Annotated in this window: 6 protein-coding genes; 4 read left to right on the top strand and 2 right to left on the bottom strand. The window is 67.1% G+C overall.

Going from position 1 to position 12754, the window contains the following annotated elements:
* The first annotated feature begins 125 nt into the window (after positions 1-125).
* Positions 126-1739: an alpha-glucosidase family protein gene (locus G5A07_RS04930; protein WP_191862945.1), complete on the top strand. Its 1614-nt coding sequence runs from the start codon at positions 126-128 to the stop codon at positions 1737-1739.
* A 183-nt stretch (positions 1740-1922) separates the two neighbouring features.
* Here G5A07_RS04930 and G5A07_RS04925 read toward each other — a convergent pair whose 3' ends face one another.
* Positions 1923-4691: a TonB-dependent receptor gene (locus G5A07_RS04925; protein ID WP_053443794.1), complete on the bottom strand. Its 2769-nt coding sequence runs from the start codon at positions 4689-4691 to the stop codon at positions 1923-1925.
* A gap of 277 nt (positions 4692-4968) precedes the next feature.
* The gene (locus tag G5A07_RS04920; RefSeq protein ID WP_191862963.1) at positions 4969-7023 is read right to left on the bottom strand and encodes a glycoside hydrolase family 97 protein; all 2055 of its coding nucleotides are present in this window, start codon (positions 7021-7023) and stop codon (positions 4969-4971) included.
* A 237-nt stretch (positions 7024-7260) separates the two neighbouring features.
* Here G5A07_RS04920 and G5A07_RS04915 point away from each other — a divergent pair, with 237 nt between their 5' ends.
* The 3 genes from G5A07_RS04915 to G5A07_RS04905 are packed head-to-tail and all read left to right on the top strand — an operon-like array spanning position 7261 to position 12649.
* Positions 7261-9453, top strand: coding sequence for a Six-hairpin glycosidase-like protein (locus G5A07_RS04915; RefSeq protein WP_191862944.1), 2193 nt, complete (start codon positions 7261-7263; stop codon positions 9451-9453).
* Entirely contained in the window at positions 9450-10937 is a 1488-nt protein-coding gene (locus G5A07_RS04910) for an MFS transporter (protein ID WP_049455570.1), read from the top strand. The genes G5A07_RS04915 and G5A07_RS04910 overlap by 4 nt, the downstream gene beginning before the upstream one ends.
* Positions 10937-12649 (top strand): alpha-amylase family glycosyl hydrolase, encoded by a 1713-nt coding sequence (locus tag G5A07_RS04905; protein ID WP_191862943.1) that lies wholly within the window; start codon positions 10937-10939, stop codon positions 12647-12649. Before G5A07_RS04910 ends, G5A07_RS04905 begins: the two co-directional genes overlap by 1 nt.
* The last annotated feature ends 105 nt before the right edge of the window (positions 12650-12754 follow it).

Raw genomic sequence — 12754 nt, 5'->3', positions numbered from 1 at the left:
ACGCCAGCGGCCAGCGTGAATACGTATGCAGGCTGCGCCATGCCCCGGAGGCCACCGCTAAGCTTGCCGGAACAGGATTTCGGCCCGCTTCCGGTGGGCCCTGCATGCCCGGAGGGGGGCTGTCGATGTCGCACTATCCATGGTGGCGCGGAGCCGTCATCTACCAGATCTACCCGCGCAGCTACCTCGATGCCAACGGCGACGGGGTGGGTGACCTGCCGGGCATCATCGAGCGGCTGGACCACATCGCCGCGCTGGGCGTGGACGCGATCTGGATTTCGCCGTTCTTCAAGTCCCCCATGGCCGACTTCGGCTACGACATCGCCGACTACCGCGACGTCGACCCGCTGTTCGGCAGCCTGGACGACTTCGACCGGCTGCTGGCCAAGGCCCACGGCCTGGGCCTGAAGGTGATGATCGACCAGGTGCTGAGCCATACCTCGATCGAGCACGCCTGGTTCCGCGAGAGCCGCCAGGACCGCAGCAATCCGAAGGCGGACTGGTACGTGTGGGCCGACCCGCGCGAGGACGGCACCCCGCCCAACAACTGGCTGTCGCTGTTCGGCGGCGGCGCCTGGCAGTGGGAGCCGCGCCGTGAGCAGTACTACCTGCACAACTTCCTGGTCGACCAGCCGGACCTGAACTTCCACCACCCGGACGTGCAGCAGGCCACCCTGGACAACGTGCGCTTCTGGCTGGACCGCGGCGTGGACGGCTTCCGCCTGGACGCCATCAATTTCTGCTTCCACGACGCGCAGCTGCGCGACAACCCGCCAAAGCCCGCCGACAAGCGCGTGGGCCGCGGCTTCAGCCCGGACAACCCGTACGCGTACCAGTACCACTACTACAACAACACCCAGCCGGAGAACCTGCCCTTCCTGGAGCGCCTGCGCGCGCTGCTGGACGAGTACCCGGGCGCGGTGAGCCTGGGCGAGATCTCCTCGGAGGACTCGCTGGCCACCACCGCCGAGTACACCCGGGACGGCCGCCTGCACATGGGCTACAGCTTCGAGCTGCTGGTGGACGACTACAGCGCGGCCTATATCCGCGACACGGTCTCGCGGCTGGAAGCGGCGATGACCGAAGGCTGGCCGTGCTGGGCGGTTTCGAATCACGACGTGGAGCGGGCGGTCAGCCGCTGGGGCGGCCACCCGGCTGACCCGCGCCTGGCGCGGATGCTGGTGGCGATGCTGTGCTCGCTGCGCGGCTCGGTCTGCCTGTACCAGGGCGAGGAGCTGGGCCTGGCTGAGGCCGAGGTGCCGTTCGAGGCGCTGCAGGACCCCTATGGCATCACCTTCTGGCCGAACTTCAAGGGCCGCGACGGCTGCCGCACCCCGTTGCCGTGGACTGATGCGCCGCTGGCCGGTTTCACCACGGGCCAGCCGTGGCTGCCGATCCCGGCCGAGCACCGCGCCGCGGCCGTGGCGGTGCAGGAGCGCGACCCGGGCTCGGTCCTGGCCGCATTCCGGGGGTTCCTGGCCTGGCGGCATAGCCAGCCGGCGCTCCTGCATGGCAGCATCCGGTTCATCGAAAGCGCCGAGCCAGTGCTGCTGTTCGAGCGTATGCTTGCAGATGAAACCCTCCTGCTGGCCTTCAACCTGTCGGCCGAGGCGGTGAGCCATCCGCTGCCGCCGGGCAACTGGCAGCAGGTGGAGGTACCGGGCCCGGATGCGGGCACGGTGCAGGGCAATGAACTCGAGCTGCCGCCGCGCGCGGTGTATTGCGCCCGACGCAGCTGACCGTTTTCTCCGGTGGCGGTACTTGCGGGGACGGGGCCGAAGCGCCCCGTCCCTTTTTTGTGGGTGGGCCTGGCCGACCAACGGCCAGCATCCGCGCAGAAGAAAACCCGCTGCCTGCGCAGCGGGTTTCCGGTCCTGCTCCCCATGGGTTGCCGGCCAGCGACCGGCACTACCCGGTCGTGATCAGAACTTGTAGTTCACGCCCAGCATGTAGGTGCGGCCCCACTCGATGTACTCCAGCGGGCGATCCTTGCTGCCGGCGTAGGTGCGGTACGGCTCGTTGGTCAGGTTGCTGCCCTGCAGCAGCAGGGTCAGCCCGCGCAGGCTGCTGCTGTCGCTGAAGGTGTAGCTGACCTGTGCATCGGTCACGTTCTCGCCTACCACGTAACGCAGCGTGCGGTTGCCGTTGAAGTTGCCGATCTCACCAATGAAGTCCGAGCGGCGGCGTTGGCTCACGCGTGCTTCAAAGCCACTGCGCTCGTAGTAGGCGGTGAAGTTGTACACGCGCTTGGACAGGCCCGGCAGGCTGATCGGGCCACTGCCCACGCTGGAGGCGCTTTCCGGATCCAGGATGGTGATGTCGCTCTTGTTGAAGGTCGCGCTGGCCTGCACGCCGAAGCCACGCAGGCTGTCGGTCAGCATCTCCAGCGGGAACGACCCGGTCAGCTCCAGCCCCTTCAACGTGCCGCCCTTGCCGTTCTGCGGCGTGGAGAAGGTACCGGTGGTCAGCACCGGTGCGGTCATGCCCGGCGGCGGCACGTAATTGCCCAGCAGGCCGCTGAAGTCATAGTTGTCCACCGACTGCGTGTAGACGTAGCTCTTCAGATCCTTGTAGAAGATCGCCGCAGCCACGTAGGCCTTCTCGCCGAAGTACTTCTCGTAGGACAGGTCCAGCGCGGTCGCGCGCCACGGATCCAGCAGCGGATTGCCGCCGCTGCCACCGGGGCGGCCGTTGTTGGTATCCACACCGAACTCCAGGCCGGCACGCATCTGGTCCACGCGCGGGCGCGCGACCTGCTTGGCGGCGGCGAAGCGCAATGTCTGCTGGTGCGGGAACATGAACACCAGGTTCAAGCTCGGCAACCAATCCTTGTAGGTCTTGCCGGCAGAGAAGGGCTGGATGTTGCTGCCCGCCGGCTGTGAGCTGTCCCAGTAGCGCGAATCCGAGCTCTGGTCGGTGTGCTGCATCTGTACGCCGATGTTGCCGCGCACGCCGACCACGCCGATGTCGGTGTTGATGTTCAGGCGTGCCCACGCGGTGGTGATCTTCTCCTCGACCGTCCACGACTTGGGAATCAGGTAGTCCAGATTGTCGACCGGGTTGAAGGTCATGTAGCGACCCACCGCTGCCGGCACGTTCCACGACGGGATGTAGCCGATGCCGGCGAAGCCGAGGTTGACCGGGCGGTACTGCAGGTCCGGGGCGATGGTGGATTCGCCTTGGGCGCCGAGCAGGATGTTGCCTTCGGCCTGGGCCTTCTGCTTGCGGCGGTCGGCATAGTTCACGCCCACGTCCACATCCGAGAACCAGCTGGACATGGCCTCGGGAACCGGCAGCGTCGCCGCCAGCTTGGCGCCCTTCAAGCGGTCTTCAACTTCCGGCACCTTGCCGTAGCCGGAACCATAGATCGTATTGGTCAGGAACAGGCTGTCCGGATTGGAATAGTCGCGCCCCGGCGTGATCTGCGAGAAGCTGTTGTTGTTCACCACCAGGCCGATCGTGTCGAACTGCGGGCGCGGCACCAGCTGCAGGTTGTTTTCCAGGTTGATCTCGCGGCGGGTTGCCTTCGAGTAGTTCAGGTCGGCGACCAGTTTCACACCGCCGACGTTGAACTCGTTGTTCCAGCCGAACGCGTCGATCTTGTCCTTGCGCTTGTTGTACATGCCGCGGACCAGCGGGTACGCATTGCTGATCGTGCCACCGGTGAAGCTGCCATCGGCATTGCGGCCGACATTGCTGAACACCGGCAGGATCGCGTTGGGATTGTTGCTGTCCTCGCCATTGCCACTGAGGCTCAGCTCGAACTGGTTGGCGGTGTCGATCTGCTCGGCTTCGGTGTGGAACGCGTCGAAGGTGCTGGTCCAGCTGTTGCTCGGGCGGAACTGGATCGTCGCCATCACGCCGTCGCGCTTGTTGTTGCCGGTACGGCGCAGCGCCTTGATGCCATCGGTGAAGTAGGTGCCTGGCGCGATTCCGCGACGCTCGCCCTTGTCGGTGTGTTCGGTGGTCCAGGGCTCGTAGAGGCCGACCTGGTTCTCCTGGATCGGCATGTCGCTGTGCGCGTAACCGATGGCGATGCCCAGGGTGTTGTCGAAGAACTGGTCGATGTAGCTGGCACTGAAGCGGTTGCCATACGGATCGATGTTGGCGGCGCGGCCCAGGGAGCTCTTCTGGTAGCGGCCGCTGACCGCGATCACGCGCTCGCCGAAGCTGAGCGGGCGTGCGGTCTGCATGTCGATGGTGCCCGACAGGCCCTGGCCGACCAGAGCCGCGTCCGGGGTCTTGTAGACAGTCACGCCGTTGACCAGCTCGGATGGGTACTGGTCGAACTCGACGCCGCGGTTGTCGCCGGTGCTGACCACTTCACGGCCATTGAGCAGGGTGGTGGCGAAGTCGGGTGACAGGCCGCGCACGCTGATCACCTGCGCACGGCCGGCAACGCGCTGGGCGGCCAGGCCGGGAAGGCGCGAGATGGATTCGGCGATGCTGACGTCGGGCAGCTTGCCGATGTCTTCGGCGGAAATCGCCTCGACCACCGAGGTGGCGTCCTGCTTGATCGCGATCGCGTTTTCGATGCCGCGGCGGATGCCGGTGACCTGCACCGTATCCAGGTTGGTGGCGGCGGTGGCGGCCGGCGTGGTGGTGCTCTGCGTGGACTGTGCAGACGCCAGCGTCGGCGCCAGGACAACGGCCAGCGCGATGCTCAGCGCGCTGCGCTTGTGGTTCAACATTTTCCCCTCCCAGGCAATGTTGCAGATCGATTCGTGAACGTCCCGGAGTGACCGTGGACGTGCGACGCGGTGGCCGCTGTCGTCGCCGCTATGGTAGGCAGCGCGTTCTTCGCGGGAATCACCCTGCATACGTATTCAATGCCGTTTGCAGGGGTGTAATCGCTTTCAGGTGCATCGTTCTGTAGAGCCGAGCCCATGCTCAGCTGCGTTCCGGTGCTGCGCACCGCCGCCCGAGCGTGGTCTCGGGCGCTACAGCGGCGCGCAGGCAGGAAGACGTTCAACGGATAGGCGTGAAGCGAATGGCCTGCCCACCGCCCGGTGCCAGTACCAGCGTCACTGCATCGGCACTGGTCACCTCGCGGGTTTCGCGTGCGAACGCGAACGGGTTGCTGCGGAAATCAGCGCCCTCGCCATCGCGGTAGATCTCGGCGCGATAGCGCACGCCGGGTTCCAGGAAGCCCAGCGACACCGGCAGCACGCGGCCGTGTTCATCGGTGATGCTGCCGAGGAACCAGTCGCGGCTGTTGCGGTCGCGGCGCACGATCGTCACGTAGTCGCCCACCTCGCCATCGAGCACGCGGCTCTGCTCCCAGTCCACCGCCACGTCTTCGATGAAGCGGAACGCCTCGCGATGCTGCAGGTAGTGCTCGGGCAGGTCGGCGGCCATCTGGATCGGGCTGTACAGCACCACGTACAGCGCCAGCTGGCGCGCCAGCGTGCTGGGAATGGCCTGGCCGTGGCGGCCCTTCAGGCTGAGGATGCCGGGGGTGTAATCCATCGGCCCGGCCAGCATCCGGGTGAACACCAGGTTGACCTCGTGCTCCGGCGGGTTCGGCGGCTGGCCCCAGGCGTTGTACTCCATGCCGCGTGCGCCTTCGCGCGAGATCCAATTGGGGTAGGTGCGGCGCAGGCCGGTGTCCTTGATCGGCTCATGCGGGTTCACCGACAGGTGCCGGCGCGCGGCCTCCTGCACCACCTTCAGGTGATGGCGGGCCATGAACTGCCCGTCGTGCCACTCGCGCCAGAGCGAGCCGCCAGCCGGATTTCGCCGGTCGACCTGGCCATCGTCGCAGACGTAGCCGGTCTTGAACTGGTCCACCCCCAGCCGTGCGTACAGGTCCAGCGCGGCGCCCAACTGATCCTCGTAGTGCTCGATGGCACAGCCGGTTTCGTGGTGGCCGATCAGGTGCACGCCCTTTTTCAGGCCATACGCCGACAGCGCTTCGATATCGAAATCGGGCGTGGCGCGGGTGAAATCAAAGTTGTAGCCATTACCCACCCACATGCCGTCCCAGCCCGGATTCCAGCCTTCCACCAGCACGCCGCGGAAGCCGTGCGCAGCAGCGAAGTCGATCACCTTCTTCGTCTTGGCGGTGGTGGCCGCATGCTTCGGCCCGGTCGCCCAGCTCTCGTTGTCCAGGTGCATCGACCACCACACCCCGAGGTACTTGGCGGGCTTCACCCAGCTCACGTCGCCCAGCGCATTGGGTTCGTTGAGGTTGAGGATCAGGTCCGATTCGATCAGGCCACCCGCGCGGTCAGCAACCTGCAGCGTGCGCCAGGGTGTGGCGAAGGGGAGGGCACGGCGCACCTTCCAGCCTTCGGCCGAGGGCGAGAGCTGCGCGCGCAGGCGCTGGCCCTCGGTGCGGCGCAGCCACATGCCGGCGTAGTCCACCAGCGCAGCCTCGTGGATCGCCACGTGCAGGCCATCGCGGCTGCGCAGGGTCATCGGCGTATGCACCTGCGGCACTTCGCGCAGCGGGGTACGCTGGTACAGGTACTCGTAATGGATCGGTTCGCCGGCGGGAATCCACCAGGCGGTCGATTCGGGCGCGATGGCGAACTCGGTCAGCTCGTCATCGATGATCGCCTCGCGCAGGTTCGGTTGCTCAGGGAACACATAGCGGAAGCCGAGGCCGTCGTCGTAGACGCGGAACACCACATCCAGCCGTCGCTTGCTGCCGGTGGTTTCGGCCAGCTGCACGGTCAGCTCGTTGAAGTGGTTGCGGGTGAGCCGGCGCTCGCCCCACGGCTGCTCCCAACTGTCGTCGACGCTGCGCCGCTGCTGGCCGAGCAGGGCGAAATCGCGGTCCAGGCGGCCATCGCGCAGGGCGAAGCCGAGCTTCGAATCCTCCACCACGGGCTCGCCGAAACGCTCGACGCGGTAGCGGGCGGTCCCGCCGTCCAGCACCAGGCTGACCTTCAGCACCTTGCCGGGTGATTCGACGCTGGCGACCTGTGGCGCGGCCTGTGCCAGCGTGGCCCAGGCCAGCAGGGCCAGGCCGAGCAGGTGCGCGATTGCCGCGCGTACAGCAGTGGGTGACATCGGCAGTTCCCCTCCCAAGGCGCCGTTGGCAGACCCGGACCATAAGCCAGCACAGCAGGCGCGCTACCGCGTGGCGCCATGAATACGTATGCAGCTGGACGCAGCCGACAGCCCCGCGTCTACCATGGGGCCAAGGCACCTTGAGGGAGGGGCCGTGCCCGCCCGCCGGCAACGACGGTGCGGACCTACAACGCGTGCAGAGAGGGAGGGAGGCCGACGGGCGCAAGCCGGTCCGCCGCTTCGATGCTGAAGATCATTTGCCTGACCGCTGTCCTGGGGGCAGCGCTGGGATCGACCGCGCAGGCGGCCGACCTGCAATTCGACGGCCGCCATGCGCGTGCCGAAGCCGCTGCCAACGGCAGCTTCGTACTGCATGCGCCGAAAGGTGAGGTGCGTATCGCGCCGATGCCGATGCGCAGCCAGACCGGCAGCGTGATGTTCGACGCGTTGTTCGCGCTGGCCCAGCAGGAGATGGACCAGGACCGTGTGGACGCGATTCGCGATCCCGCGTTCGACGAAGGCCGGCCGGTGCCGTGCGAGTGCTTCCAGACCGGCGCGCGCTGGCCCTATGTGTGGACCCGCGATGTCAGCTTCGCCGCCGATCTGGCGTTGGCGCGGCTGGACCCGCAGCGCACCCGGCAGTCGCTGCAGTTCAAGCTGTCGGCGGCGCGCGACGGGCACACGCCCGGCCTGTTCGTGGCGCAGGACACCGGGTCCGGCGGCAGCTGGCCGATCAGCAGCGACCGCGTGGTGTGGTTCCTGGCCGCGCGCCACCTGCTGGATGATCCGGCGTTTGCCGATCAGGTCTGGCAGGCGCTGCAGGGCACGCTGGCACAGGACCGCGCGATGGTGTTCGACGCGCAGGTGGGCCTGTACCGCGGCGAGACCTCGTTCCTGGACTGGCGCGAGCAGACCTATCCGGACTGGACCCGCGAGGACGTGCGCTTCATCGGTGATTCCTACGCGCTGTCCACCAACGTGCTGCACTACCAGGCGCTGCGCCTGGCCGAACGCCTGGCCGGCAAGCGCGGCGATGCCCGCGCGGACGAGTACAAGGCGTGGGCCGATGCGTTGGCGCAGCAGGTCGATGCGCGCTTCTGGCGGGAGGACATGGGCCAGTACATGAGCTACATCGGCGAAGCGGCGCACCCGGTGCCGTACGCCAAGGTCGATCTGCTGGGCCTGTCGCTGGGTATCCTGGCCGACGTGCTGCCGACCGGGCGTGCGCGCCGTGCGCTGGCGGCGTACCCGATCGGGCCGGCCGGCAGTCCGGTGGTCTGGCCGCAGGAAGGGCAGCAGCCGATCTATCACAACCGCGCCATCTGGCCGTTCGTCAGCGCCTATTCGCTGCGCGCGGCGCGCCAGCTGGATGATGTCCCGCGCATTGCCGCCGAGATCCGTTCGCTGATGCGCGGCGCCGCGCTGGCCGGTTCCAACATGGAAAACTACGAGCTTGTCAGCCAGGCCGTGCATGTGGACGAAGGCGCGCTGAGCGGGCCGGTGGTCAATTCCGAGCGCCAGCTGTGGTCGGTGGCCGGCTATCTGGCCATGGTCACCGAAGGCGTGTTCGGCGTGCAGGACGATGGCCGCGTGCAGCCCAAGCTGCCGGCCGTGCTGGTGCCAGAACTGTTCGGCACGCATCCCCGTATCACGTTGGAAGCCAACGGCAAGCGCTATGTGCTGGAGCGCCCGCAGAACGTGGGCGATGGCCTGCTGGTGGCCGGCAGAACCACCACGCGTGGCAGCACCACGACGGTGCAGCTGGTCGCCGCCCCGGCAGCAACCGGTTTCGCTGCCACGACTGCGGATGCCAACGCGCGTGCGCCGGCAACACCGGCGGCGCCGCAGGCCCTGCGCAAGGGCGCGGGCTGGAACGTTGCGGTGGCAGCCGATCAGGTGCTGTGGAAGGACGGCAAGGCGGTCACCGACAGCAACGGCGTGGCGCGCATCAGCGACGATGGCCTGCAGCATTGCCTCAGCCTGACCCGGCGCGAAGGCACGTTGGAATCGCTGCACAGCCCGATGCTCTGCGTCGGTCCGCAGCAGGTGCTGAAGGGCGAGGATCGCTGGCAGTTCACCTCGGCCAAGGCCGGGCAGGTGCGCCTGCGCCTGCAGTACCGCAACCCGAACGGGCCGATCAACACCGGCGTCACGGCTGCGGTCAAGCAGCTGGCACTGCAGTGCCCGGGCCAGCCATTGCAGCGGCATACGGTTGCGATGCCGCACAGCGTGGCCGTGCAGGACTCGACCTCGGCAACGTTCGCCGTGCACAAGGGGCCGTGCACGGTCGCGCTTGAAGAAGGCTTCAACATGAGCGCGCTGCAGCATTTCGCGCACTACACCGGCGGAAAGGGCGGGCGCGACGGCGTGCTCAACCAGGCGCAGGTGCAGGCGTTGAAGGTGACGCAGGTGGCGGCGGAAGAGGACGCACGATGAATCGTCCCGCCAAGCCACAACTGTCGTTCTGGCAGATCTGGAACATGTGTTTCGGCTTCCTCGGCATCCAGTTCGGATTCGCCCTGCAGAACGCCAACGCCAGCCGCATCTTCGAGACGCTGGGCGCGGACATCGACGCGGTACCTGGATTGTGGATCGCCGCGCCGCTGACCGGCCTGCTGGTGCAGCCGGTGATCGGTTACCTGTCCGACCGCACCTGGACCCGCTGGGGGCGCCGTCGTCCATACTTCATGATCGGTGCGGTGCTGACCACGCTGGCCCTGCTGGTGATGCCGAATTCGCCAACGCTGTGGATCGCCGCCGGTACGCTGTGGGTGCTGGATGCCTCGATCAACGTATCGATGGAGCCGTTCCGCGCCTTCGTCGGCGACCAGCTGGCGCCACGCCAGCGCCCCACCGGCTATGCCATGCAGAGCTTCTTCATCGGCGTGGGCGCCATCGTCGCCAGCTTCCTGCCGTTCATCCTGGCCCACTTCGGCGTCGCCAATACGGCCGCCGCAGGTGAAGTGCCGGACACCGTGCGCTATGCGTTCTACTTCGGCGCGGTGGTGCTGCTGGCGGCGATCACCTGGACGGTGGTCAGCACCCGCGAATATTCACCGGCGGAGCTGGCCGGGTTCGATGATGCCGAGCCGCCGGCACATTACGCGGCGGCGACGATCAGCGGTCCGGCGCCCTGGACGCAGGTGGCCGTATGGCTGGGGCTGGGCGTGCTGCTGGCGCTGCTGATCGCGTGGCGGCAGGGCGACCGGATGCTGTACGTGCTGGCCGGCCTGTGTGCCGGCTACGGCCTGCTGCTGGCCGTGGCCCGCGCGTTGCCTGGCACGCATATGCTGGCCGCCATCGTGGGCGACCTGCGGGCGATGCCGGTCACGATGCGGCGGTTGGCCTGGGTGCAGTTCTTCTCGTGGTTCGCGCTGTTCGCCATGTGGATCTACACCACTGCCGCAGTGGCCGGTGTCCACTTCGGTTCGGACGACCCGAAGACGGCGGCCTACAACGAGGGCGCCAACTGGGTGGGCGTACTGTTCGGCGCCTACAACGGCTTCGCTGCGCTGGCCGCGGTACTGATTCCACCGATGGTGCGTGCCATCGGCCTGCGCTGGAGCCACCTGCTCAACCTGTGGTTGGGTGGCGCCGGTCTGGTCTCGCTGATGTTCATCCGCGACCCGCACTGGCTGCTGCTGTCGATGGTCGGCGTCGGCTTCGCCTGGGCGTCGATCCTCTCACTGCCCTACGCACTGCTGTCCGACAGCGTGCCGGCGTCGAAGATGGGCGTGTACATGGGCATCTTCAATTTCTTCATCGTGATCCCGCAGCTGGTCGCGGCCAGCGCGCTCGGCTTTGCCCTGCGCGCCTGGCTGGGTGGTCAACCGATGCATGTGCTGGTGCTGGGCGGCTGCAGCCTGTTCGTCGCCGGCCTGTGCGTGCTGCGGGTTCCGTCCCGTCCGGAGGTGGTGTGATGCGTGGTGCGCTGTCTGTTGCTGTTTCCCTGGTGCTGGCTGGCCAGGCGGTGGCCGCGCCGCGTCCGGACTACGTCGGTACCACCGAACCGTTCGCCAGTGATGCGGTGTATTTCGTGGTCACCGACCGCTTCGTCAACGGCGATCCGTCCAACGATCACCGCGACCAGGGCGGCAAGCACCGCACCTTCGATATCCCGGTGCCGTGCCCGGACAAGGTGGATGGCAACATCGGCTACCTGGGCGGTGACTTCCGCGGCGTGCTGGACAACGCGCAGTACATCCGCAACCTGGGCTTCGGCGCGGTGTGGATCACGCCGATCGTGGACAACCCGGACGAAGCCTTTACCGGCAGCAAGCCGATCAGCTGCACCAGCACGCTGACCGACCGTGGCAAGACCGGCTACCACGGCTACTGGGGCATCAACTTCTACAGACTCGATGAGCACCTGCCCAGCAGGGACCTGGACTTCGCCGGACTGACCAAGGGCCTACACGGTGCCGGCTTGAAGGTGGTGCTGGACATCGTCGGCAACCACGGTTCGCCGGCCTGGACCATGCCGACACGGCAACCGCAGTTCGGTCAGATCTTCGACAAGGATGGAAAGTTGATCGCCGACCACCAGAACCTGCCGCCGCAGAAGCTGGACCCGAAGCACAACCCGCTGCACGCGTTCTACAACAACATCGGTCCGGTCGACAGCAAGGACGGCTCGATCTTCGACGGCAATCTGGCCGAGCTGTCCGACTTCAACCAGGACAATCCGGCGGTAATGGACTACCTGGTGGGTGCCTACCTGCAATGGACCGCGCAGGGCGTGGACGCGCTGCGCATCGACACCATCGGCTGGCTGCCGCACCCGTGGTGGCATGAATTCGTCAAGCGCATCCGCGCCGAGCATCCGGGCATGTTCATGTTTGGCGAAGCCTTCGACTACAACGCGGCGACCATTGCCGAGCACACCTGGCCGGCCAACGCCAATGTCAGCGTGCTCGACTTCCCGCTGCGCGGTGCACTGGAGCAGACCTTCGGCACCGCCGGCAAGGGCTTTGAAACGCTGGCCGAGCCGCTGCACCTGAGCGGGGGGCCGTACGCCAACCCGTACGAGCTGATGAGCTTCTACGACAACCACGACATGCCGCGCCTGCAGGCCAGCGACAGCGGTTTCATCGATGCGCACAACTGGCTGTTCACCGCGCGCGGCATTCCGGTGGTCTATTACGGCTCGGAGACCGGTTTCATGCGTGGCCGCGCCGAGCACGCCGGCAACCGCGCCTACTTCGGCCAGCCGCGTGTGGATGCGGCGCCGAAGAGCCCCATCTTCGCGCCGCTGCAGCGTATCGCGCGACTGCGTGAAGCCACCCCGGCGCTGCAGCGCGGCCTGCAGGTGAACGAGCGCCTGCAGGGTGATGAGGCGGTGTTCTTCCGTGTGCTGCAGCAGGGCGAGGTGGCGCAGACCGCGCTGGTGCTGCTGAACAAGGGCGACCAGGCCAGGAGCTTCACCGTGGCGCGTTACGTCCAGGCTGGCCGCTGGCGTGATGCGCTGGACGGCGGTTCGTTGCAGGTGGATGCCTCCCTGAAGGCCGAAGTGCCCGCGCATGGCGTGAAGGTGTACGTGCTGGATGCCGCCGTGCAGCAGCCAGCGCTGCAGGCCGAGCTGGACAAGGCGATGACCGACCAGAAGGCTCGGGACCAGCGTCTGGGACGGTGAGGGCGCCGCCGGGCATGGCCCGGCGCTACCGCTCTGGTGGGTGCCAACCTCGGTTGGCACGCTCTTCGAGCAGTCGAGCAGGCTCGACCCTACAATAGGCCCCCC

Source organism: Stenotrophomonas sp. AS012628, from assembly GCF_010608305.1.
GTDB classification, from domain to species: Bacteria; Pseudomonadota; Gammaproteobacteria; order Xanthomonadales; family Xanthomonadaceae; genus Stenotrophomonas; species Stenotrophomonas geniculata.
This window is presented reverse-complemented; position numbering and strand designations above follow the sequence as displayed.